Genomic DNA, 21,609 nt, shown 5'->3' with positions numbered 1-21,609 from the left:
CGGGGACGTCACGCCCCCGCCGGAAGCCCCGCCCCCGGCCGGGGGCGGCTGATGACCAGGGCCATCAGGGCCGCCGCCGCGCACAGCGCGCCCGAGGCGTACCAGACGACGTCGTAGGTGCCGAAGGCGTCGCGGGCCAGGCCGCCCGCGAAGGCGACGACGGCCGCGCCGACCTGGTGGGAGGCGAGGACCCAGCCGAAGACGATCGCCGAGTCGACGCCGAAGTGCTCGCGGCACAGGGCCATCGTGGGCGGGACGGTGGCCACCCAGTCCAGGCCGTAGAAGACGATGAAGAACAGCATCGGCGGGTGCACGGACGGCGCGAGCAGGATCGGCAGGAAGCAGAGCGAGATCCCGCGCAGCGCGTAGTACACCGCGAGGAGGCGGCGGGCGGAGAAGCGGTCGGTGAACCAGCCGGAGGCGACCGTGCCGACGACGTCGAAGACCCCGATGACGGCGAGCAGTCCGGCCGCCGCCGTGATCGGCATGCCGTGGTCGTGGGCGGCGGGCACGAAGTGGGTGCGGATCAGGCCGTTGGTGGAGGCCCCGCAGATCGCGAAGGAGCCGGCGAGGAGCCAGAAGGGGCCGGTGCGGGCCGCCTTGAACAGGACGGTGACGGCCCGGCGGGCGGCGCCCGTCACGGGGGCGGGCTTCGCCTCGTACTTCCCGCCGTACGGGGCGAGTCCGACGTCCGCCGGGTGGTCGCGGAGCAGCAGCCAGACGAACGGGACGACGGCGAGCGCGGAGAGGGCCACGGTCACGGAGGCGGGCCGCCAGCCGTGGTGCTCGACCAGCCAGGAGAGCAGCGGCAGGAAGATCAGCTGGCCGGAGGCGCCGGCGGCGGTGAGGACGCCGGTCACCAGGCCGCGCCGGGCGACGAACCAGCGGTTGGTGACGGTCGCGGCGAAGGCGAGGGCCATGGAGCCGCTGCCGAGGCCGACGAGGATCCCCCAGTAGAGGACGAGCTGCCAGGGGGCGGTCATCCACACGGTGAGGAGCGCGCCGAGCGCGATGACGGAGAGGGCGACGGCGACGACCCGGCGGATGCCGAAGCGGTCCATGAGCGCGGCGGCGAAGGGGGCGGTCAGGCCGTAGAGGGCGAGGTTCACCGAGACCGCGAACCCGATCGTGCCGCGCGACCAGTCGAGTTCGGCGTGCAGCGGCTCGATCAGGAGGCCGGGCAGGGAGGCGAAGGCCGCGGCACCGATGATCGTGACGAAGGTGACCGCCGCGACGAACCAGGCGCGGTGGACGCGGGGGGTGCGGGCCGGCCCGTCCTCGGGGGTGCGGGCGGGGGTCTCGGTTGTCTGAGCCATGTCACCGAGCATCCCGGCCGGCCCCGCTCCCGGCCATTGGCCCGGACGACAGCTTTCCAACGGATCGGGCCACCCCGGCGGCCGGGGACGGCTCAGTCGTGCGCGCCGTCCGCGAGCGCCCGCGCCGCCTCCGCCCAGTGCTCCTCGTCCGCGTCCTCCGCGAGGCCGAGGGCCACGCCCTGGCCGAGGCCGACGAACAGGGCCCGGAGCGCGACCGCGAGGCGCCGGGCCCGCTCCGGCCCGACCGTGCCGCCCCGGTGGGCCCGCCCGGAGAGCAGGGCGATCAGGCGCTCCTCGTGCGCCCGGACGGACGCGGCGAACCGCTCGCCCAGCTCCGGGTCGCGCAGGGCCATGTCGAGCAGGGTGATCTGGAGCGCGACGGCGGCGCGGGCGCCGGGGGCGTCGCAGTCGCGCCGCTGGTGGCGGGCGAGCGCGTCGACCGCTTCGAGCAGGTCCGCGCCGACGGGCACCGCCCGCTCGATCTCCTCGTAGTGCGGCTCCAGACGGTCGGTCACCAGGGCGACGACCAGGCCGTTCTTGCTGCCGAAGAGCGAGTAGACGGCGCCGGTGGTCAGCCCGGCCCGCTCGGTGATCTCGGCCAGCGCGGCCCGGTGCCCGTCCCGGGAGACCACGTGGAACGCCGCGTCCAGCAAAGCCCGTCGGTTGCGTTCCTTCGCCTCGGCCCTCGTCATTCGCATAACTTCATTATTACAGTAATCGAGTTACGAGAATGAGGACGCCCGTACGAGGAGGACCCATGGACCGTCATGCCCCCGCCACCGGAGCCACCGCCGTCGGCATCGTCGCCGACGGCGGCTTCAAGGTGCTGCTCGGCGCCGCCTTCGCCCTCGGCGCCGCCCCGCTCTCCCGGTCGCTCGGCGCGCCGCTCTGGCTGCTCGTCGTCTCCGGCGCGTCGCTCCTCGCCTGCGGCGGGGCCGAACTCGGGTACGCGCGCGTGCGCCCGGCCCGCACCTGCGTCCGCCTGATGGTCGGATACGACACCGCCTGGGCGCTCGCGACCCTCGTCGGCGTCCTGGTGGCGGCACGGGGCGGCACCGCCGGGGGCGAGGTCTGGATCGGCTACCAGGCGGTCGCGCCCCTCCTGTTCGCCGCGCTCCTGGCGCGCGCCGCCCCCGCGCGCCTCACACCCTCGGCAGCGTCCTGATCGGGCGTACGGCGAGGAGCGCGGCCACCACGAGGACGGCGATGCCCGTGCCCACGAGGAGGACCTGTTCCGTGCCGACCGCCGCCGCGACCGGGCCCGAGAGGGTGCGGCCGACGCCCATCATGAGGAGCGATCCGGCCACGTCGTAGGCGTGCATCCGGTTCAGGGCCTCCTGCGGGACGTGCGTCTGGACGGCGGTGGACCACATCACCAGCCAGTACGCGAAGGCCGCCCCGGCGATGAACTGGCCCGCGCCGAGCAGCTCCACGGGCGCACCCAGGCCGAGGAGGGCGAGGTTCACGGGGAGGCCGAGGAGGGCGACCGCGCCCCACGCGAGGGGACGGCCCGGGCGCAGCCGGAGGGCGAGCAGCCCGCCGGCCGCGCTCCCGGCCCCGTTGACGGCCATCAGGACGCCGTACGCGGCCGGCCCGTGGTCGCCGGTGACCAGGCTCGCGGTGAGCGGCACCATGGGCCCGGCGACCGTCAGGCCGTACACCGTCCAGATGGATATGACCCCCCAGAGCCAGCTGCGGGAGCGGAACTCGCGCCAGCCGCCGACGAGTTCGGCGCGCAGGGAGTCGCGCTCCATCGTGTCGGAGGGGAGCGGGGCGAGCCGCATCAGGGCGAGGCAGAGGGCGCTGACCGCGAAGGTGGCGCCGTTGACGGCGAAGGCGGCGCCCGCGTTCCAGACGGCGACGAGCAGGCCCGCGGCGGCCGGGCCCGCCATGGTCGTCAGGGCCTCGGCGACCCGCAGGACGGCGTTGGCGCGCTGCACGTCGGGGGCGATGCGCGGGATCGTGGAGGCGACGCCCGGCTGGAAGAGGGCGGCGCCGATGCCGCCGGTGACGGAGAGGACGTACACCACCCACAGGGGTGGACTGCCGAGCGCGAAGGTGACGGCGAGGACGGCGGCGCCGGGCAGCCGCAGCAGGTCCGCGAGGACCATCATGCGCCGGGCGGTGAACCGGTCGGCGAGGACGCCGCCGAAGAGCACGAAGAGCGCGAAGGCGGCGGTCCAGCTCCCGAGCGCGTAGCCGACGGCGGAGCCGGGGTGCCCGGCGCCGAGGAGTCCGGCGGCGTAGGCGACGGGAACCATGCCCTCGCCGAAGACGGCGGCCCCCCGGGCGACGAAGAAGAGCCGGAAGTTACGGTTCCAGAGGGCGGGCGGCCGGTCCGGGACGGGAATCCGTTCGAGGGCTTCGGTCTTGTACGTGGTGTCCTTGCGGGCGGGGCCGCGCGCGCTGTCGTACGTGTTGTCCGTCACGGTCAAGAACAGCTACCGGAAAATGGTCTGGACCACCATCGATTTTCGCCGCCACCCTCCGGAAGGAGACTGCCCGTGCCGCCGTCGCCGCACCGCGTCGCCGTTCTCGCCCTGCCCGGCCTCCTCCCCTTCGAACTGGGCATCCCGCACCGCATCTTCGGCCTCGCCCGGGACTCCGGGGGGCGGCGCCTGTACGAGATCGTCACCTGTGCGACGGCCCCGGGCCCGGTCCGCACCGACGCCGACTTCGCCATCCAGGTGGAGCACGGCCCGGAGGCCCTCGCCACCGCCGACACGGTCGTGGTGCCCGCCTCGTACGAACTCGGCCCGGTCTACGAGGAGGGCAGGCTGCCCGCCGAACTGGCCGCCGCCCTCGCGCACATCCGGCCCGGCACCCGGCTGGTCTCGATCTGCACCGGCGGGTACGTGCTCGCCGCCGCGGGTTTCCTCGACGGGCGCCCGGCCACCACCCACTGGTCCTCCGCCGAGCACTTCCAGCGCCTCTTCCCGAAGGTGCGGGTCGACGCGGACGTCCTCTTCGTGGACGACGGCGACGTCCTGACCTCGGCGGGCGTGGCCGCCGGGATCGACCTGTGCCTGCACCTGGTGCGCCGCGACCACGGGACGGGCGTCGCCAACGAGGTGGCCCGCAGGACGGTCGTGCCGCCGCACCGGGACGGCGGCCAGGCCCAGTACATCGCGCGGCCCGTGCCGCAGGCCGGGACGCACACCACGACGGCGGCCCGCGCCTGGGCGCTGGCCCACCTCCACGAGCCGATCCAGCTGCGGGACCTGGCGGAGAAGGAGGCGATGAGCGTACGGACGTTCACCCGCCGGTTCCGCGACGAGGTCGGCGTCAGCCCCGGCCAGTGGCTCGTCCAGCAGCGCGTCGAACGCGCCCGGCACCTCCTGGAGTCCACCGACCTGCCCGTCGACCGGGTCGCGCGGGACGCCGGCTTCGGCACGGCCCAGTCGCTGCGGACGCACCTGATGAGCGCGATCGGGGTGACCCCCACCTCGTACCGGCGCACGTTCCGCGTGACGGGGACGGAGAGCGTGTCCGGGGGCTGAACGCACGCGCGCCGAAAGGTCGCGCCAAAAGGTTCGGCAGCCGGGCGGCGGCGCGCTCGCGCGCGCCCCGAGCACGGCACGGACCCGCCGCCGCCCGGCCGCGACCCGCAATGCCGAGGGCCCCTACGGCCCTCGGCTCCCCTCGCCGCGAATCGCTCACCCCAGGGTGGGCAAAACGGCACGAACCGTCAACAGGGCACCCGTCCGGGCGTCACCGGAACCCCGGGCGCCACAGGGCCACCCTGTGCCACGGCGACCCCCGGGGCCCCCACGGGCGCGGGTGCCACCGGAGCCGCCCGGTCCACCTCGCACCAGATGCTCTTGCCGAGGCCCTCGGGCTGCCAGCCCCACCGGTCCGCGAGGCCGTCCACCAGCTCCAGGCCGCGCCCGTTGGTGTCGTCGCCCTCCGCGCGCCGGGGCTTCGGCGGGCGGTCGCTCGCGTCGGCCACCTCGACCCGCACCCCGCCCTCCGCCGCGAACAGCATCCGCAGCACGGCCGGGCAGCCCGTGTGCACCACGGCGTTGGTCACGAGCTCGGAGATGAGCAGCACCAGCGTCTCCGCCAGCGGCTCGTCCTCCCCTATGCCCGAACCGGCGAGCCGTGACCGGGCCCACCTCCGGGCCCGCCCCACCTCGGCCGGGTCCGGCCCGACCTCCAACTGAACCTGAAGCACCTGCACCGTTCACACCACCCGAACCGGCGGACACATCGCCTCGCGCCTCACAGCCGTCGACGCCCTTACGGAACGTGATTCCCTTGCGAGACAGCATGGTTGACGTACAGTCACCGCAACAAGCGCTTCGGGCATATTCCAGCGCGAAGGAGTACGCATGGTCCATACTGTGCGACGCGCGCTGCGGGGAGTCGAACAGGAGCGCGCGGGGCGCCTCCCGGGGGCGCGAGCGGGGCGCATTCCGGGACACGGAGTCACCGCAGGGGCGACACCGGGACGATCCGGGTCAACGTGCACTCGCATCCCACGGAGCGTACCGGAGCCGGGGGCCGACTCCGGGCCGTGACGGCCCCGCCCGCGGGGCACGACCCGGTATCGACGTTCCGTCACCCGGCGGAGCCGGCGGACGGCCGCCCGCGGGGCCGTGCTTCCCTTACCACCCGGACCTCCGTCAAGGGCGCACTTGCGGCAAACGGGGGTGCGCCGTCGGGACGGCGCATTACTTTGGAGGAGAACCGGAAGGTCGGCACGGGTGGAGGGTCGGATGGCGAAGGACACACCACCGCGCTGGGACCGCAGGATGCAGCAGCGGCTGGCGCGCGGGGAGGCCGCTGCCCTCGGGGAGCTGTACGACCGGTTCGCCGCGCTGGTGCACAGCCTGGCGCACCGGGTCCTCGACGACGACGCGGCGGCCGACCAGATCACCCGCGAGGTCTTCGGCTACATCTGGGAGAACCCCGACGCGTACGACCCCCGGCAGGGGAACATGCGCGCGTGGGTGGCCCGGCTCGCCCAGCGGCAGGCCGTGCACCGGCTGCGGCTCGCGGAGGCCACGGCGTACGCGGAGACGGGCGTCGGCTCCGCCGAGGAGCTGGAGCAGAAGGTGCGCCGGGCCTCGATCGCGGCCCGCGCCGACTACATCGTGACGTCGATGCCCGCGCCGCTGCGGGCCGCGCTCGAACTCGCCTACTTCCAGCGGCGGGACTACCGCCAGACCGCCGCCGACCTCGGGGTCACCGAGGACGAGGCGCGCCGGCGCCTCCGGCTCGGCCTCCAGCTGCTCTCCACGGCGAACACCCGGCCGCTCGAAGGGACCTCCCCGCCCGGCCCCGGACGGACGCCGTGACCGGGGCGGACGACGACGCGGACGGCGTCGCGCAGGCGCCCCGCATACCGGGCCCCCGCCGGTCGGCGGACGACCACGCGGACCTGACGGGAAGGCCCCCGAACGAGAGGGAAGAGGAAGAGCCGGTGGAGGAGCGGGAGCCGGACGTGCCCGTCCTCTCCCACGGCGTGCTCAAGTCCCTCCTCGGGGCCTGGGCGCTCTCGGCGTGCTCCGCCGGGGAGACCGCGGCCGTCGAGGCGCACCTCACCGAGTGCGGCCCGTGCGCCGACGAGGCGCTGCGGCTGCGCGACGCCGTCGCCCTGCTCCACCGCGACCGCGACCTGGACCTCGACCCGCTGCTGCGCTCCCGCGTCCTGGAGAACTGCCTGGGCCGCCGCCCCGCCCGCATCCCGATCCCCGGCTGGGTCACGCCGTACGACGCGGAGACCGCCCGGCTCGACGCGCTGCTCCGGGACATCGGCGAGTCCGAGTGGCACGCGCCGGTGCGGCTCAAGTGGTACGAGGAGGACCGGCAGGTGCGCCGCAAGGCGACCGTCGCCGGGGTCATCGGCCACCTCTTCGCCGTGGACGGCCTGGTGGCCGGGGCCCTCGGGCTCGACGACCCGCTGGGCGCCGGCACGCCCGAGCTGTCGCCGTCCGAGCGGACCGAGGCGTTCTGGTCGGGCCTGGAGCGGCCGCCGGGCCGGGCCCTGCGGGAGCCCTGGCGGGACCAGAGCCACGCCCTGATCCGTACCGTCTCCTTCGCCGGGCGCGGGGTGGCCGACCTCACGGTCACCTACAAGGACTTCGCGCTGCCGCTGCGGGACTCGCTCCTGGAGCGGGCCTTCGAGTGCTGGCTGCACGCGGACGACATCGCGCACGCGGTGGCGTACCCGTACGACCCGCCCTGCGGCGCCCATCTGCACGAGATGATCGACCTGGCGACGCGGCTGCTCCCGGCGGCCCTGGCCGGCCGGCGCCGCAGCGGTCTCGCCGCGCCCGCCCGGCAGCTGGTCGCGGCGGGCGCGCCGGGCCGCTCGCTGCACCTGGAGGTGGAGGGCGCGGGCGGCGGCCACTGGTACATCGCCCTCGACTCCCCGGCCGCGGTCGGCGACCCGGACCAGGCGGTGGCGCAGGTCGCCATGGAGGGCGTCGAGTTCTGCCAGCTCGTGGCGGGCCGCGTCTCCCCGGAGGAAGCGGCGGCGGGCCAGGACGGGGACCGCGAGGCGATCCGCGACGTCCTGGCCGCGGCGGCTTCCCTCAGCCACCTGTGAAGATCTAGGCGAAGACGACCGTGCGGCTGCCGTTGAGCAGGATGCGGTGCTCCGCGTGCCACTTGACCGCACGGGCGAGCGCCTGGCACTCGACGTCGCGGCCGATCGCGACGAGCTGGTCCGGGGTCACCTCGTGGCCGACGCGCTCGACCTCCTGCTCGATGATCGGGCCCTCGTCGAGGTCCGCCGTCACGTAGTGGGCGGTCGCGCCGATCAGCTTCACGCCCCGGGCGTGCGCCTGGTGGTAGGGCTTGGCGCCCTTGAAGCTCGGCAGGAAGGAGTGGTGGATGTTGATGATCCGGCCGGAGAGCCGCTTGCAGAGGTCGTCGGAGAGGACCTGCATGTAGCGGGCGAGGACGACCAGCTCGACGTCCTCCTCGCGCACGAGGTCGAGCAGCCGCTCCTCGGCCTCCGCCTTGGTGTCCTTGGTGACGGGGATGTGCCGGAACGGGATCCCGTACGAGCCGACCAGCTCCTCGAAGTCCGTGTGGTTGGAGACGACGGCCACGATCTCCACCGGCAGCGCCCCGATCCGGGAGCGGAAAAGGAGGTCGTTCAGGCAGTGCCCGAACTTCGACACCATGAGCACGACCCGCATGCGCTGGTCGGCCCGGTCGATCCGCCACTCCATGCCGAAGGCGTCGCCGACCGCCGCGAAGCTGGCCCGCAGCTTCTCCACGTCCACGGGCGCCTCGGCCGAGAAGTGGACCCGCATGAAGAAGAGCCCGGTGTCCCGGTCCCCGAACTGCTGGCTGTCCTCGATGTTGCATCCCGTGATGAAGAGGTAGCTCGACACGGCGTGCACGATGCCCTGCTTGTCGGGGCACGAGAGGGTGAGGACGTACTGGTCGGTCATCCCGTCAGCCTGCCACACCCGGCCGGGGGCGAGGCGCACCGTCCGGCAGGCGGAACGGTTCAGGACCGCGTCATGATACGGAGCACGTCGAGGGAGCGCGGGGGCGTGTCGGGGTCCTCGCCGTCGGCGAGCGCGAGGCGCACGTGGGCCTCGCGGGCGGCCCGTACGGCCTCCGGCCAGCCCTGGTGCTCCAGGTAGGCGGAGACGGGCGCGTCGGGGCCGACCTGGTGCAGGATGCGCAGCACCCGCAGGACGGCGACGTCGACGAGGGCGGCCTCGCCGGAGTCCCGGAAGATCGCGCCGACGTACTTCTCGGCGGACCAGTTGTCGAGCCAGGTGTCCTCGACCAGGCGGTAGACGGCGTCGGTGACGTCGCCGTACCCCTCCCGGCCGGCCAGCCAGGTCGTCTCGTGGAACACGGGGTCGGAGAGCATGTGCAGCGCCGAGCGCACGTTGCTGCGCCAGCGCCACCACGGCATGTCGTTGAGCGGCATGCCGCCCATGGTGGAGGAGCGACGGCCGCGACGGGAAGGGTTCCCCGAACCGGTGACCGGACCGGGGGACGAACCGGGGGACGAACCGGGGGCCCGGCCGGCGTGCGGGCCGGGGCCCGGATCCGGGGCGGGGCCGGTGGCGGGGTCAATGGCGGGACTGGACACGTTTCGATCGTACGTTCCCCTGCCCGGACGGTGGAGCCGCCCCCGGCCGACCCCCGCAATTCACCCTCCCGTCACCCACCGTCGACCCGTGCTCACTCCCGCGTTACCCCTGGGGCGGAAATGTGCGTGTCCATGACCGGCAGGCGACTGACCTCACTCCTCGCGTACGTCACGGCCACGGCGGCCGGAGCGTCGCTGCTCACCGGATGCGGTGCGCTCCCCGGGGCCGTGGGAGGCTCCCGGGAGCCCCTCACCGTGATGACCTGGGCCCCCGACCGGACCAAGGCCACCAACATGCCCGGCATGCCCGCCATGGCGCAGGCCTTCGCCCGCTGGGTGAACTCCTCGGGCGGCATCGACGGCCACGAACTGCGCGTCCTCACCTGCAACGAGCGCAACACCTCCGAGGGCGCCGCCGACTGCGCCCGTCAGGCCATCGACCAGAAGGCGGTCGCCGTCGTCGGCTCGTACAGCCAGCACGGGCGCGACTTCATGAACGCCCTCGAAGCGGCCGGCATCCCGTACGTCGGCGGCTACGGCGTCACCGACGACGAGTTCACCAGCCCGCTCTCGTACCCCGTCAACGGAGGGCAGGCGTCCCTCGTCGCCGGGCACGGCATGCAGCTCGCCGGCGTCTGCGAGAAGGTCGCCCTCGTCCGGCCCGACACCGTCGGCGGGGACCGGCTGCCCGCCCTGCTCGACTCCGGCCTGCGCCGGGCGAAGCACGGCGGCGCCCTCGACATCCCGGCCGCCGAGGACGCCGCCGAGTACACCCGGCAGGCGGGCCGGGCCAGGTCCGGGGCGAAGGGCGCGGGCGGCTGCGTGACCGCCGTGCTCGGCGAGCGCACCCAGACCTTCTTCGACTCCTTCCGCCGGCTGCCGGAGGAGAAGCGGCGCGGCGGGAGCGGACAGGACGGGAAGGGCGGGCAGGACGGGAAGGGCGGGCACGTCCGCATCTCCTCGGTCCTCGGCAGCGTCGACCAGCCCGTGATCGACCGCACCGGCGGCTCCCACAGCCCCTTCGAGGGGGCGTTCGTCACCGGCTGGTACCCGGAGGCGAACGACAAGAGCTGGGCGCCGATGCGGAAGGTCATCCAGGAGCACGCGTTCGTCGACAACCGGGTCGATCCGGCCGACACGGGCGTCCAGACCACCTGGATCGCCTACACGGTCCTCAAGCAGGTCGTGGAGGCCCTGGACCGGGACCGGATCACGGCCACGGAGATCGCCCACGCCCTCGACCGGGGCGAGCGGATCGACACCGGCGGCCTCACCCCCGCCCTGCGCTGGAAGTACGCGGACCTGCTCGGCGCCTCCGGCTTCCCCCGGATCGTCAACCACCAGGTGACCTTCCAGGTGGTGCGCCAGGGCCAGCTGGTGGCGCAGAAGCCCGGCTTCGTCGACGTGGGCGAGACGCTCCTCTCCGTGACCTGATCCTCCCGCCGGGGCCGGTCCGGCACTGATCCGCCGGCGGGCCCTAGAGCTGGGTGGGCTCCCGCCTCTCCAGTCCGTACTTGTCGGCGGTCGGGTTCCACAGCCCGGCCGCCCTGCGCTTGGCCCTGGTGGCCTCACCGCTCTTCGTGTTCGCCACGGAGAGCTCCTTGGTCGACCGGGCCTTCCCGTCCTTGCAGGCCTTCTTCTCCTTCACCTGGACGGCCCAGGCGGCGTAATAGTCGTCGGCGGACGCCGAGGCGTTCCACGCCTCGGCGAGCGCGGCGGCCAACCTGTCGTGGTCCGGAAGCCTGTCGACCGACAGTGACTGGAGCTTCGTGACCAGGCCCCGTCGCTGCGCGGCGGCGCCCCGCAGATCCGCGGCCGCCTTGTCCAGGTTCTTGCACTGCTTGATGGACTCGACCGAGCTGATCACCGTGTCGCGGCTGTCGCTGCTGGTCGCGAGGAGCTTGCTCAGCTCCCGCGCCTGCGTCTCCGCCGGGTCGGCCGCCTTCTCCGTCGGCTGCTCGGCGGGGGACGCGGAGGAGGTCGCCGCCACGGTCGCGCCGCTCTTCTCGGGCTCCTTCTTCTCGTCCTCGCCGCTGAGCAGCGCCCCGGCGCCGAGGCCGACGACCGCGCAGCCGACGACGACGGCGGCGATCAGGGCGACCGGTGACTTGCGGCGCGGCGCGGGCTCGTCGTCGTAGTAGGCGTCCTCGTATCCGTACCCCTGCTGCGGGGGCTGCGGCGGCTGCTGCTGGTACGGGGCGGGGGCCGGGGGCGGCGTCCGGTAGCCCTGCGGGGGCTGCGGCTGCTGCGGGGCCCGGGGCGCCTCCGTGCGGAAGAGGTTGTCGAACTCGGCGGGCGGCTGCCGCTCGCCGGGCGCGGCCGGGGGGACGGGGGCGATGTGCCGGGTCGCGTCGGAGGCCCCGGCCTGACCGGGCCCGCCCTGGCCGGGTCCGCCCTGGTGCGCCAGCGGTCCCGTGCCCAGGAACTGGGTGGAGTCCCCGCCGCCCCGCTGCGGCGGCACCGGCGCGATGTGCTGGGTGGCCTGCATGTCGGCGGCGGGGGCGGCCGGGTGCGGGTAGCCGTAGCCGGGCTGCTGGGACTGCGCCTGGGGCGGCGGGTAGCCGTAGCCCGGCTGCGAGGTCTGCGCCCGGGCCGGCGGCGGGTAGCCGTACCCCGGCCGCTGCGCCTGGGCCGGCGGCATCGCGCCCGGCACCGGCGCGATGTGCTGGGTCGCCTGCATGTCGCCGGCGGGCCCCGGGCCCGGGTAGCCGTAGCCGGGCTGCGGGGGTATCGGCGGCAGGTACTGCGTGGACTGCATGTCGGCGGCGCCCGGTGTCGCCTCCGGGGGCAGCGGCTGCGCGGGCGGCAGCGGCTGTCCGCCCGGCTGACCGCCGGCGGGGGCCCAGCCGCCGTCCCACGGCCGTGCTCCCCCGTGGGCACCGTCGTGCGCGGGGGGCACCGCCGGGTACTGCGGCTCCGGACCCTGTCCGTTCTGCGTCACCGGGACTCCTACTGATGGACCTACGGAATCGTCGGTTCACGCTACCGGCTGGGCCCGGGGCTCCGCACACACGTGTGAGGCCGGTTACACAACTGGTTCACGCGACCGGCCCGTACCGCTCCCTCCGGGCGGACTCAGACCGCGTACAGCTCCATCCGCACCCCGAACTCCCGTACCGCGGGCTCCCCCGAGAACGGCTCCAGGCGGTCCCTCAGGTCGTCCAGGTACTCCATGCCGCGCGACGACCGCAGCGTGCCCAGGAGTTCGAGCGCCCGCGTGCCCGTGCGGCAGGCCTGCTCCACCTCCCGCTGCTGGATCTGCGCCGCCGCGAGCAGGGCGAGGCCGATCGCCCGCCGCCGCGCCCGCGTCTCCGGATGCCCGGCGACCGACTCCTCGGCCGCCCGCGCCGCCGCCTCCGCGCGGCCCAGGTCCCGGTAGCAGTGGGCCAGTTCGTCCGCCAGGTACGCGTGGTCGAAGTGGGTGATCCACACCGGCTCGTCGCCCGCCTCCGGATCGGCCCGCTCCAGGGCCCGCACGGCGCCGCCCGCCGCCTCCTCGAAGGCCCGGACGTCGCCCATCAGGGCGTGCCCGCGCGCTTCGGCCGCGAGGAACATCGCCTCCGCGCGCGGCGGCACCTTCCCGCGCGCCCCCTCCTGCGCCGCCCGCGCCAACTGGGCGATCTCCCGGGGGTTTCCGAGCTGCGCGGCGAGGTGGCTCATCGAGGCGGCGAGCACGTAACCGCCGTAGCCCCGGTCCCCGGCCGCCTGCGCGAGCCGCAGCGCCTGGATGTAGTACCGCTGGGCCAGGCCCGGTTCGCCGGTGTCCACCGCCATGTACCCGGCGAGCTCGGTCAGCCGGGCGGCCGCCGCGAAGAGCTGTCTGCCCACCGCCTCCCGGTACGAGCCGGACAGCATCCCCGAGACCACGCTGTCCAGGTAGTGCACCACCACCGGGCGCACGTGCCCGCTGCCGAACCGCCGGTCGAGGTCGACCAGCGCGGCCGTCGTCTCCCGTACGGCCGCCACGTCCGCGACCCCGACGCGGGCCCCCGCCGTCCGGGCCACGTGCGCGTCCGGCGCCGTGATCAGCCAGTCCCGGCTGGGCTCGACCAGGGCGGAGGCCGCCACCGTGGACCCGGACAGGAACTCCCGGCGCCCCACGTCGCTGCGCCACAGCTCGCAGACCTGCTCGACGGCCCCGGGGACGGTCGGCGCGAACTGGAGGCCCACCCCGGCGGCGAGGTTCCGGCCGTTGGCCATGCCGACCTCGTCGATGGTGACCGTGCGGCCCAGCTTGCGGCTCAGCGCCTCCGCGATGGCCCCGGGCGCCCGGCCGCGCGGCTGCTGCCCGCGCAGCCAGCGCGCCACGGACGTCTTGTCGTACCGCAGGTCGAGGCCGCGCTCCGCGCCGACCGTGTTGACCCTGCGGGCGAGGCCGGCGTTGGAGCAGCCCGCCTCCTGGATGAGCGCCTGGAGCCGTTCGTTGACCTGACGCGGAACGAGTGGCCTGGCTGCCATGAAGTACCCCCTGAGACCGTGCGGGTGATCGGTGGAGAAGGGATCACTGCCCGGTGGATATCCGGTCAATGCCGATGCGAACGCGCGAAAGCGGACACGTCGGCCGCGAGCCCCGCCGGCGCCCCCACCTCTGCGTACCCGCCCCCGCGCCCCGGCCCTCCGCGCGCCCCCGCCCGTGCACCGGTGCGCCCCGCGTGCGGAATCGTTGCGCCGCCCCGCTTCTCCGCCCCGCCCGTAACCCCGGGTGGTGCGGGGAGTTGTGCTCAGCGTGGAAGAGACCATGGGAGTCACGGAGGCCGCGCGGGTCCCCGAGCAGCGGAGCGAGCAGCTGCTGGACAGCGCCGTGCGGTACGCGGAAGAGCGGCACTGGGACGTGGTCCCGGGGACCTGGCTGGAAGCCGCCGAGGGTCGGGAGCGCTGCTCCTGCGGCGCGGACGACTGCGCGCTGCCGGGCGGCCACGCGTCCCGGCCCGACTGGTCGACCCAGGCGACCGGAAGCGGGGTCGGCGCCCGGCGGATGTGGTCGAAGCAGCCGAAGTCCTCGATCCTGCTGCCGACCGGGCGCACCTTCGACGCGATCGAGGTGTCCGAGTCGGCCGGGTTCCTCGCGCTCGCCCGCATGGAGCGGATGGAGCTGACGCTCGGCCCGGTGACCTGCTCCCCGGAGCGCCGGATGTACTTCTTCGTCCTGCCGGGCGCCGCGACCAAGGTCCCGGACCTCGTCCGCAAGCTGGGCTGGGTCCCGTCCTCCCTCGACCTCGTCACGCGCGGCGAGGGGCACTACGTGGCGGCCCCGCCGACCCGGATCGGCGGCCGGGGCGCCGTGCAGTGGGCCCGCCGTCCCACCCCGGCGAACCGCTGGCTCCCCGACGCGGAGGAGCTGATCAGCGCCCTGGCGTACGCGTGCGGACGCGAGGCGGCGGACGCGAGGACGTCCCGGGCCTCCTGACCCGGCGCCTCCGGACGGCCCGCCGCCCCGTGGATCCCACGGGGCGGCGGGCCGTCCGGCGTACGCCCGGGTCCGCCCTCGGGACCGGCGCTTAGGGTGGTGGCCGTAAGCACGGGGACGACCGAGGGGTTGACGGAGCATGCCTGACCAGGCGGCATTCGGGGGAACGTTCGAGAAGGCGGGGGGCGGGCCGGAGGGCGGTGCCGCGCCCGCCGTGCGGGTCGAGGGGCTGTGGAAGCGCTTCGGGCAGCAGATCGCGGTGCACGGGATCGATCTCGCGCTGCCCGCCGGCAAGTTCATCGGGCTCGTGGGGCCCAACGGAGCGGGCAAGACCACCACGCTCTCCATGATCACCGGCCTGCTGCGGCCCGACCACGGGCGCATCCTGGTCGCCGGGGACGACGTGTGGGCCGACCCCGAGTCCGTCGCCCGGGTCAAGTCCCGCATCGGCGTCCTGCCGGAGGGCCTGCGCCTCTTCGAGCGCCTCTCGGGCCGCGAACTCCTCGCGTACAGCGGCCGGTTGCGGGGGCTCCCGGGCGACGAGGTCGACAAGCGCGCCGCCCAACTCCTCGACGTCCTCGGCCTGACCGGCTCGCAGCACAAGCTGGTCGTGGACTACTCGACCGGCATGCGGAAGAAGATCGGCCTGGCGGCGGCGCTCCTGCACAACCCCGAGGTCCTCTTCCTCGACGAGCCCTTCGAGGGCGTCGACCCGGTCTCCGCGCAGACCATCCGCGGCGTCCTGGAGCGGTACACCGCGTCCGGCGCGACCGTCGTCTTCTCCAGCCACGTCATGGAACTGGTCGAGTCGCTCTGCGACTGGGTCGCCGTCATGGCGGCGGGCCGGATCCGGGCCCAGGGCCCGCTGGCCGAGGTCCGCGGCGACGCGCCCTCGCTCCAGGCCGCGTTCCTGGAACTGGTCGGCGCGAACGAGCGCGCGGCGGCGGGGGACTCGCTGGACTGGCTGGGCGGTACGGGCGCCGGCGGCGGGGCGAACGGCTCGGGTACGGGTTCCGTCGGCGGGGCGCAGTGATGAGTGCCGTCACCTCCTCCACCGCACCGGCCTCCTCCGCTCCCGTCCCCTCCCTCACCTCCGTCTTCGTGCGGCTCAAGCTGTCGCTGCTGCGCAACGGGCTGCGCCAGTCGGGCGGGCGGACCGCCGCGTACATCGTCTCCATCGTCTTCGGCGTCCTCTTCGCGGCGGGCATGCTCCTGGCCTTCGTCCTCGTCCGGGGCCACGAGAACGCCGGTACCGTCGCGATCCTCCTCACCGGCGTGGTCGCGCTCGCGTGGGCGGTGATGCCGCTGTTCGTGCCGAGCGGCGACGAGACCCTCGACCCGTCGCGGCTCGTGATGCTGCCGCTGCTCCCCGCCCCGCTGGTCCGGGCGCTGCTCGTGGCCTCGCTCGTGGGCATCGGCCCCGTGCTGACGCTGCTCCTGGCGTTCGGCGCGGCGCTGTCCGTGGCACACGGCGCCGCCGCGACGCTCGTCGCCGTGCTCGCCGTCCCCCTGGTGACGGTCACCTGCGTGGCGCTCTCGCGGGCCGTGGCCGCCGCCAACATCCGGCTCCTCACCTCCCGCAAGGGCCGGGACCTGGCGCTGCTCAGCGGTCTGGTCATCGCGGTCGGCATGCAGGTCGTGAACTTCGCCGCCCAGCGGCTCAGCGAGCCGGGCGGGCTGGACGCGGTCGAGCCGGCGGCGGCCGTCGTCGGCTGGCTGCCGCCCGCCGCCGCGATCGGCGCGGTGGACGCGGCGGGCGAGGGCGCGTACGCGGTGGCGGCGGCCCGGCTGCTGCTCACGGCGGCGGCGCTCGCCGGGCTCGTGCACTGGTGGCGGCGGAGCCTCGTGCGCCTGATGGTCGAGCCGGACGGCTCCACGATCGGCGCGGCCCCGGACCCGGGCGCCCGCGGGAAGGACGGCACGGGGTTCCTCGGCCGGTTCCTGCCGGGCGGGCGGACGGGCGCGGTCATGGAGCGCAGCCTGCGGTACATGTGGCGGGACCCGAAGACGAAGGCGGCGTGGGTGACCTCGCTCGCCATCGGTCTGATCGTGCCGCTGTTCAACGCCCTCCAGGGCGCGGGCTCGATCTACTGGGCGTGCTTCGCCTCCGGCATGCTCGGCATGCTGATGTACAACCAGTTCGGGCAGGACACGTCGGCTTTCTGGATGGTCGCGCAGACCCTCTCGACCCCGGCCGACGCGTACGCCGAGCTGCGGGCGCGGGCGCTGGCGCTGCTCGCCGTGACGCTGCCGTTCACGGTCCTCGTGACGGTCCTGACGTGTGCCGTCCTGGGCGACTGGGGGCGCCTCCCGGAGGGCCTGGGCCTGGCGTTCGGGCTGCTCGGCGCGATGCTGGGGACGGGCGCGGTGGCCTCGGCCCTCTTCCCGTACTCGATCCCGCAGGACAGCGGGTACAAGAACGTGGTCCCGGGGCAGGCGGGCCTGGCCTGGATCTCGATCTTCGGCGGCATGCTGGTGGCGGCGCTGCTGTGCGCTCCGCTGATCGGCGCGGCGGTCTGCTTCCACCTGGCCGGCCACCACGCCCTCCTCTGGCTCCTCCTCCCGGCGGGCACCCTCTATGGCGCCCTCCTGGTGTGGGCGGGCCTCAGGCTGGCGGCCCCGCGCACGGCGAACCGGCTGCCGGAGATCCTGGCGGCGGTGAGCAAGGGCTGACAGCCGATGGCCCCGGGGCGGACGGACCGACGACGGCGGGTGGGTCGTACACCGCCCGCCCCGGGCCTCAGGATCGTCGCGTCGCCTCGTGGAGCCTCTTGGCCACGGTGTAGAAGACCGGGAAGTTCGGAATCGCGGACACCGGGACGTCCATCGCGGGGAGCCGCCGCCCGTCCTCCTTGACGTGGAAGCGGCCGTTCACCACCCGCAGTTCGCCCACGCGGCCCCATGGAAGGGACCGCCCCTTGTGCTCCACCCCGTGCAGGCCGAGGGCGATCGTGTTGAACGCGAGCCTCCGCCCGTTCGCCACCTCTTCCAGGACGCGGCCGATCTGGGCGTCGCCCACCGCCTGCACGATGGCCGGGCCCCACTGCTCGGGCTCCGTGAACTCCGCCCCCTTCACATGGGTGACGATGCCCGCGTAGCGGGAGGACGAGGTCCTGCCGCTGTCCCCGATGGTGCAGGCCACGCCGTCCGTGCCGATCAGCGTGTAGACGTGGCTGGAGGTGGTGATGCCGTTCTTCCGCGAGTGGAGCACGTCCTGGTGGACCAGGACGGTGTCCCAGTCGAAGGCGTGGACGTTCCCCCCGCCGAGGGTCACCACCGCGCCGCGCTCGTGGAGGTCGAGCCGCGCGCCCTTGCCGCGCCGGGCCAGCTTGACCCGGTCGACCAGCATCCACGTGTAGCCCGCGTAGACGATCGCGAAGGCCAGCACCGGCAGCGGTCCCGTCCCCGCGATGAGCAGCGCGACCAGCAGGGGCGTGCCGCCGCCGAAGAGGAGGACGCCGCCCACCACGTACCCGGCCCACGGCGGGCGCCTGGCCGTGTAGGTGGCCCGCAGCGCGCCGAGCCGCGGTGCCGTGCCTGATTCGGTCATGTCGTCCTTCCCCGGACCCTTTCGTCGCCGCGGCGGTGCGGTGGGTCCCGGAGGCCGCACTCGGGTGCCGCTCCCCTCCATCCCACAGGCCGGCGATGAAATCGCGCTGCAAGGCCCTTGAACCGGCGGTCTCGCGGTGCGGGGAGGTTCAGTGGCCGCCCAGGCCCGGCAGGCAGGTGCCGTCCATCGTGCGGCCGGCGACCTCGGCGGTGGCGTCGCCCTGGGAGTCGATGTTCCCGTTGACGCAGACCTTGCCGCGGCCGCCGCCGACGACGACGTCCCTGAGGACCTTGCCGGGTGTGCCCGCGCGGTACTCGACGTCGGCCGGTTCGAGGCCGAGGGCGGCGGCGGCCGCCGCGCGCACCTCGACCTCCCCGGCCGGCTTCCCCACCAGGCCCTTCAGGGCCTCGGCGAGCGCGTCCGCCTTGCCCTGCGCCCCGGCCCGCTCCTCCTCGCCGATCTCCATCTCCTGCCGGTAGGCGTGGTTCTCCGCGTACTTCTGGGCCGGGTCCTGCGAGATGCACGGCACCGACGGGTCGAGCGGCGGTTCCTGGGGGCTCGGGCAGTACCGCATGCCGCCACTGGGAGTGCCGGAGGCGCCGGAGGCGCTTGCGCGCGGGTCGTCGGAGGGGTCGGCGCAGCCGGCGACGAGGACGGCGAACAACAGCGTGCCCGCGGCGGTGCGGGAGGAGGGACGTCGGGTCATGTCCCTCATCCTGCGGGCCGGTCACGTGGGTTCCGTACGGTGCGTGGAATGTGTGACCGATCCGTAGCGACGGGCGATCGGGGTCCGAGGGGGGCGGGGCCCGTCGCCGATACTCGCTTGCGCGCCCCCGCCGCACGCGGCAACCTCGCCCCGCACCCCACGGAGGAGGAGAAGATGACCGCGCAGACCCGCCCCGTCGACCACGAACTCGTCCGGGCGGCGGAGGACGTCGCCCGCACCCGCTGCCGGGGCGACAACCACACCGTGGCCGCCGCCGCCCGCGCCGCCGACGGCCGGATCGTCACCGCCGTGAACGCCTACCACTTCACCGGCGGCCCCTGCGCCGAACTGGTCGTCATCGGTACGGCCGCCGCCCAGGGCGCCTACGAGCTGGAGACGATCGTCGCCGTGGGCGACCGCGACCGGGGGGTCGTTCCGCCGTGCGGGCGGTGCCGGCAGGCCCTCCTCGACTACTTCCCGTCCCTCGGGGTCGTCGTCGGCCGGGGCGACCGCCTGCGGACCGTCCCGATCGCCGACCTGCTGCCCGAGACCTACGTCTGGGCGGACCACCAGCTCGACGCCGCCGGCTGACCCGCGTGCCTCCCCCCTCCTTCGAGGTCTCCCCGGCGGCCTGGGCCGCGTTCGTCTCGGGCGTGTGACGGCGTACGGAGGGCCCCGTCCGTTTCCGGGCGGAGCCCTCCGTCACGTCGGGCGGGTCCAGGGCCAGGCACGGCGCAAGCGCGCCCCTCACCACTTGATCACCTCGAAGACGATCCTCAGGAGTGATCACCGTTCAGGTGCCGCAGCAGACGGCTTGACGAGCGAGCGCCACGAGGCGCGGCTGAGGCTTCATGAGAGGCCGTCGAGTCCCTGGACCTCGAAGGGTACGAGCCGGTGCCCGAGGTGCGGGGCATGACCGACGCCTGCTGGCGGGGCGAGGACTCGCTCGTCGCCCTGTACCGGGGCGTGGCCGTCGGCATGAACGCCCCGGCGTGCGGGGAAGCCCACGTCCACGGCGGCCTCGACGAGTGGGGGCTCCACGGCGGCTGACCGCCGGCCGGTGCCCCCACCTCCCCGGCCGGCCGCGTCACGGTCTCAGAGCACGGCCGTCATGTCGTACCAGAGGCTGCTGTCCCAAGTCCCCGGGTAGAACGTCCCGTTGCCCTTGTTCGCGTAGGTGAGCAGGCAGCTCGCCCCGACGCAGGAGCTGTCGGGGGTCCCGGTGAAGCGGCTGTTCGTGATCGCGTAGAGGTCGTTGCGGCCGTCGCCGAGTTCGGAGTCCCCGGCGGCGACGAGCGTGCCCATGACGTTCCAGCCGCCGCCGATCAGGACGCGGGGGGCGATGGAGCCGGTCCTGCCGTCGTAGCGCCACAGCTTGCCGGTGGAGGGCTCGCGGGCGATGAGGTCGGTCTTGCCGTCGCCGGTCAGGTCTCCGGCGGCGGTGAGGGCGTCCATGGTGTTCCAGCCGCCGGAGCCGAAGAGCTTGCGGGCACCGAGCGCGCCGGAGGCCGTACCCGGGTACAGCCACAGCTTGCCCGTGGACTTCTCGACGGCGAGGAGGTCCGAGCGCCTGTCTCCCGTGAGGTCGCCGAAGGCGACGATGCGGGACATGGTGTTCCAGCCGCCGGAGCCGATCAGCTTGCGCGCCCCGAAGGAGCCGGTGCCGTTGCCGGGGTAGAGCCAGAGCTTGCCGGTGGACGCCTCGCGGGCGACGAGGTCCTCGCGGGCGTCGCCGGTGAAGTCGCCGTGCCGGGTGAGGACGTCCATGGCGTTCCAGCCGCCGCCGACGAGCCTGCCGGTGCCGTCGCCGGGGAGGAACCACAGACGGCCGACCTTGTCGCGGGTGAGGAGGTCGGAACGGTTGTTGCCGTCGAGGTTGGCGAAGGAACCCCGGCTCGCGGAGTCCCAGCGCACGGACCAGTCCGGGTAGGCGGGGCCGTAGCACTCGCGCTCGGTGGCGACGAGCTTGACGGAGCTGACGGACGGGGTGCCGAAGTAACCCCACTCGGTGCCGCCGGGGTCCGGCTCCCGCGAGCCGACGGTCCAGTTGCCGGAGGTCTTGTAGTTGGGCTCGTTGTAGGCGCAGGCGTAGAAGTTGCTGCGGTTGGAGACCGCGCTGATCTTGTTGTCCCAGGAACCGAGCGTCGGCTTGTTCGACGTGATCTTGAGCATGGAGCCGGTGGCGTGGTCGGTCTGCCACACGCACAGGTAGCCGCGCGGGCAGTCCTGCGGCGCGGCCTGGGCCGGGGTGGCGGCGGGGCCGGCGGCGGTGAACGTGGCGAGAGTGGTCAGGGCCGCGAGCGCGAGCGCGGCGAGCCTGGACCTGCCGCCGGACGGGCGGGCGGACGCGCCGGCGGTCGCGGGCGGGCGGGACAGCAGAGTCATAGGTGGTTTTCCCCTCGAGGTGCGGCGTGGAGTCGAGCCCTCGGGCTTTCCTCTCGACACGCCGTGGGAGGGAAGGTACCGCGCGGCGGTGACGGGCCGGGAGGGCGGGGGACCTTCTTGATCTTTCCGATACCGGCGGGGGTGCCGCCGCCCCGGTCCGGCGTCCCCGCCCCGTGC

General features: G+C 74.4%; 21 protein-coding genes. 10 read left to right on the top strand and 11 right to left on the bottom strand.

The genetic code is table 11. From position 1 onward, the window contains the following. Nucleotides 1–8 precede the first annotated feature (8 nt). Both CP977_RS20070 and CP977_RS20065 read right to left on the bottom strand, forming a co-directional pair. On the bottom strand, nt 9–1,316 hold the full coding sequence (locus CP977_RS20070; RefSeq protein ID WP_229991408.1) for an MFS transporter: 1,308 nt from the start codon (nt 1,314–1,316) through the stop codon (nt 9–11). 92 nt (nt 1,317–1,408) lie between these two features. Beyond that, a complete protein-coding gene (locus CP977_RS20065) occupies nt 1,409–2,008 on the bottom strand; it encodes a TetR/AcrR family transcriptional regulator (RefSeq protein ID WP_152371606.1) in 600 nt (199 codons plus the stop codon). Nucleotides 2,009–2,073: 65 nt separating this feature from the next. Between CP977_RS20065 and CP977_RS20060 the strand changes: the two genes are divergently transcribed. Beyond that, complete coding sequence (locus CP977_RS20060) at nt 2,074–2,481, top strand: hypothetical protein (protein WP_062752960.1); 408 nt, start codon at nt 2,074–2,076, stop codon at nt 2,479–2,481. On the opposite strand, the gene CP977_RS20055 is transcribed toward CP977_RS20060, so the two are convergent. Then, entirely contained in the window at nt 2,459–3,667 is a 1,209-nt protein-coding gene (locus CP977_RS20055) for an MFS transporter (protein ID WP_079131298.1), read from the bottom strand. The two genes, CP977_RS20060 and CP977_RS20055, sit on opposite strands and share 23 nt — an antisense overlap. A 147-nt stretch (nt 3,668–3,814) precedes the next feature. Between CP977_RS20055 and CP977_RS20050 the strand changes: the two genes are divergently transcribed. Next, on the top strand, nt 3,815–4,816 hold the full coding sequence (locus CP977_RS20050; RefSeq protein ID WP_208420921.1) for a GlxA family transcriptional regulator: 1,002 nt from the start codon (nt 3,815–3,817) through the stop codon (nt 4,814–4,816). Between the two features lie 188 nt (nt 4,817–5,004). Here the strand turns inward: CP977_RS20050 and CP977_RS20045 are convergent, their stop codons facing one another. Continuing rightward, on the bottom strand, nt 5,005–5,496 hold the full coding sequence (locus CP977_RS20045; protein WP_062752964.1) for an ATP-binding protein: 492 nt from the start codon (nt 5,494–5,496) through the stop codon (nt 5,005–5,007). A gap of 538 nt (nt 5,497–6,034) precedes the next feature. Here CP977_RS20045 and CP977_RS20035 point away from each other — a divergent pair. Together CP977_RS20035 and CP977_RS20030 are read left to right on the top strand one after the other, a co-directional pair. Next, nucleotides 6,035–6,616 carry a sigma-70 family RNA polymerase sigma factor gene (locus tag CP977_RS20035; RefSeq protein ID WP_062752966.1) on the top strand — a complete coding sequence of 194 codons (582 nt, stop codon included), beginning with the start codon at nt 6,035–6,037 and terminating at the stop codon, nt 6,614–6,616. Continuing rightward, nucleotides 6,613–7,869 (top strand): maleylpyruvate isomerase N-terminal domain-containing protein, encoded by a 1,257-nt coding sequence (locus CP977_RS20030; protein ID WP_152370598.1) that lies wholly within the window; start codon nt 6,613–6,615, stop codon nt 7,867–7,869. Before CP977_RS20035 ends, CP977_RS20030 begins: the two co-directional genes overlap by 4 nt. A 4-nt stretch (nt 7,870–7,873) precedes the next feature. On the opposite strand, the gene purU is transcribed toward CP977_RS20030, so the two are convergent. Continuing rightward, nucleotides 7,874–8,725: a formyltetrahydrofolate deformylase gene (gene purU, locus CP977_RS20025; RefSeq protein ID WP_062756933.1), complete on the bottom strand. Its 852-nt coding sequence runs from the start codon at nt 8,723–8,725 to the stop codon at nt 7,874–7,876. 59 nt (nt 8,726–8,784) lie between these two features. Next, nucleotides 8,785–9,228: an SCO4402 family protein gene (locus CP977_RS20020; protein ID WP_062752968.1), complete on the bottom strand. Its 444-nt coding sequence runs from the start codon at nt 9,226–9,228 to the stop codon at nt 8,785–8,787. Nucleotides 9,229–9,516: 288 nt separating this feature from the next. Here CP977_RS20020 and CP977_RS20015 point away from each other — a divergent pair, with 288 nt between their 5' ends. Next, on the top strand, nt 9,517–10,818 hold the full coding sequence (locus CP977_RS20015) for an ABC transporter substrate-binding protein (RefSeq protein WP_062752970.1): 1,302 nt from the start codon (nt 9,517–9,519) through the stop codon (nt 10,816–10,818). Between the two features lie 43 nt (nt 10,819–10,861). Here the strand turns inward: CP977_RS20015 and CP977_RS20010 are convergent, their stop codons facing one another. Together CP977_RS20010 and CP977_RS20005 are read right to left on the bottom strand one after the other, a co-directional pair. Further along, nucleotides 10,862–12,325, bottom strand: a complete 1,464-nt coding sequence (locus tag CP977_RS20010) for a hypothetical protein (RefSeq protein WP_062752972.1) — start codon at nt 12,323–12,325, stop codon at nt 10,862–10,864. A 134-nt stretch (nt 12,326–12,459) separates the two neighbouring features. Continuing rightward, a complete protein-coding gene (locus CP977_RS20005) occupies nt 12,460–13,842 on the bottom strand; it encodes an NsdA family TPR-like regulatory protein (protein ID WP_062752974.1) in 1,383 nt (460 codons plus the stop codon). 280 nt (nt 13,843–14,122) lie between these two features. On the opposite strand from CP977_RS20005, the gene CP977_RS20000 reads away from it, so the two are divergent. The 3 genes from CP977_RS20000 (at nt 14,123) to CP977_RS19990 (ending at nt 17,464) form a co-directional block, all read left to right on the top strand. Then, nucleotides 14,123–14,791 (top strand): bifunctional DNA primase/polymerase, encoded by a 669-nt coding sequence (locus CP977_RS20000; RefSeq protein WP_062756934.1) that lies wholly within the window; start codon nt 14,123–14,125, stop codon nt 14,789–14,791. Nucleotides 14,792–14,930: 139 nt separating this feature from the next. After that, on the top strand, nt 14,931–15,824 hold the full coding sequence (locus CP977_RS19995) for an ABC transporter ATP-binding protein (RefSeq protein ID WP_109185118.1): 894 nt from the start codon (nt 14,931–14,933) through the stop codon (nt 15,822–15,824). Continuing rightward, a complete protein-coding gene (locus tag CP977_RS19990; RefSeq protein WP_152370597.1) occupies nt 15,824–17,464 on the top strand; it encodes a transporter in 1,641 nt (546 codons plus the stop codon). The genes CP977_RS19995 and CP977_RS19990 overlap by 1 nt, the downstream gene beginning before the upstream one ends. Before the next feature lie 67 nt (nt 17,465–17,531). Here the strand turns inward: CP977_RS19990 and CP977_RS19985 are convergent, their stop codons facing one another. Further along, nucleotides 17,532–18,341 (bottom strand): DUF6585 family protein, encoded by an 810-nt coding sequence (locus CP977_RS19985; RefSeq protein WP_152370596.1) that lies wholly within the window; start codon nt 18,339–18,341, stop codon nt 17,532–17,534. A 148-nt stretch (nt 18,342–18,489) separates the two neighbouring features. Next, nucleotides 18,490–19,047 carry a precorrin-3B C(17)-methyltransferase gene (locus CP977_RS19980; RefSeq protein ID WP_152370595.1) on the bottom strand — a complete coding sequence of 186 codons (558 nt, stop codon included), beginning with the start codon at nt 19,045–19,047 and terminating at the stop codon, nt 18,490–18,492. Nucleotides 19,048–19,221: 174 nt separating this feature from the next. On the opposite strand from CP977_RS19980, the gene CP977_RS19975 reads away from it, so the two are divergent. Next, complete coding sequence (locus CP977_RS19975) at nt 19,222–19,638, top strand: cytidine/deoxycytidylate deaminase family protein (RefSeq protein ID WP_109185588.1); 417 nt, start codon at nt 19,222–19,224, stop codon at nt 19,636–19,638. Nucleotides 19,639–19,959: 321 nt separating this feature from the next. Beyond that, nucleotides 19,960–20,097 (top strand): hypothetical protein, encoded by a 138-nt coding sequence (locus CP977_RS19970; RefSeq protein WP_229991409.1) that lies wholly within the window; start codon nt 19,960–19,962, stop codon nt 20,095–20,097. A gap of 45 nt (nt 20,098–20,142) precedes the next feature. On the opposite strand, the gene CP977_RS19965 is transcribed toward CP977_RS19970, so the two are convergent. Further along, a complete protein-coding gene (locus tag CP977_RS19965) occupies nt 20,143–21,432 on the bottom strand; it encodes an FG-GAP-like repeat-containing protein (protein WP_152370594.1) in 1,290 nt (429 codons plus the stop codon). Nucleotides 21,433–21,609 lie beyond the last annotated feature (177 nt).

The sequence above is a fragment of the Streptomyces cinereoruber genome (assembly GCF_009299385.1).
Classification (GTDB): Bacteria; Actinomycetota; Actinomycetes; order Streptomycetales; family Streptomycetaceae; genus Streptomyces; species Streptomyces bikiniensis.
Note: the sequence above shows the minus strand (reverse complement) of the source record. Positions and strands in the feature narration are given on the sequence as shown.

What these genes read in the sequence shown, in the direction of transcription:
- CP977_RS20070 (WP_229991408.1), bottom strand. Translation starts at nt 1,316, where the DNA reads ATGGCTCAGACAACCGAGACCCCCGCCCGCACCCCCGAGGACGGGCCG.
- CP977_RS20065 (WP_152371606.1), bottom strand. Translation starts at nt 2,008, where the DNA reads ATGACGAGGGCCGAGGCGAAGGAACGCAACCGACGGGCTTTGCTGGAC.
- CP977_RS20060 (WP_062752960.1), top strand. Translation starts at nt 2,074, where the DNA reads ATGGACCGTCATGCCCCCGCCACCGGAGCCACCGCCGTCGGCATCGTC.
- CP977_RS20035 (WP_062752966.1), top strand. Translation starts at nt 6,035, where the DNA reads ATGGCGAAGGACACACCACCGCGCTGGGACCGCAGGATGCAGCAGCGG.
- purU (WP_062756933.1), bottom strand. Translation starts at nt 8,725, where the DNA reads ATGACCGACCAGTACGTCCTCACCCTCTCGTGCCCCGACAAGCAGGGC.
- CP977_RS20020 (WP_062752968.1), bottom strand. Translation starts at nt 9,228, where the DNA reads ATGGGCGGCATGCCGCTCAACGACATGCCGTGGTGGCGCTGGCGCAGC.
- CP977_RS20015 (WP_062752970.1), top strand. Translation starts at nt 9,517, where the DNA reads ATGACCGGCAGGCGACTGACCTCACTCCTCGCGTACGTCACGGCCACG.
- CP977_RS20005 (WP_062752974.1), bottom strand. Translation starts at nt 13,842, where the DNA reads ATGGCAGCCAGGCCACTCGTTCCGCGTCAGGTCAACGAACGGCTCCAG.
- CP977_RS20000 (WP_062756934.1), top strand. Translation starts at nt 14,123, where the DNA reads ATGGGAGTCACGGAGGCCGCGCGGGTCCCCGAGCAGCGGAGCGAGCAG.
- CP977_RS19995 (WP_109185118.1), top strand. Translation starts at nt 14,931, where the DNA reads ATGCCTGACCAGGCGGCATTCGGGGGAACGTTCGAGAAGGCGGGGGGC.
- CP977_RS19990 (WP_152370597.1), top strand. Translation starts at nt 15,824, where the DNA reads ATGAGTGCCGTCACCTCCTCCACCGCACCGGCCTCCTCCGCTCCCGTC.
- CP977_RS19985 (WP_152370596.1), bottom strand. Translation starts at nt 18,341, where the DNA reads ATGACCGAATCAGGCACGGCACCGCGGCTCGGCGCGCTGCGGGCCACC.
- CP977_RS19980 (WP_152370595.1), bottom strand. Translation starts at nt 19,047, where the DNA reads ATGACCCGACGTCCCTCCTCCCGCACCGCCGCGGGCACGCTGTTGTTC.
- CP977_RS19975 (WP_109185588.1), top strand. Translation starts at nt 19,222, where the DNA reads ATGACCGCGCAGACCCGCCCCGTCGACCACGAACTCGTCCGGGCGGCG.
- CP977_RS19970 (WP_229991409.1), top strand. Translation starts at nt 19,960, where the DNA reads ATGACCGACGCCTGCTGGCGGGGCGAGGACTCGCTCGTCGCCCTGTAC.
- CP977_RS19965 (WP_152370594.1), bottom strand. Translation starts at nt 21,432, where the DNA reads ATGACTCTGCTGTCCCGCCCGCCCGCGACCGCCGGCGCGTCCGCCCGC.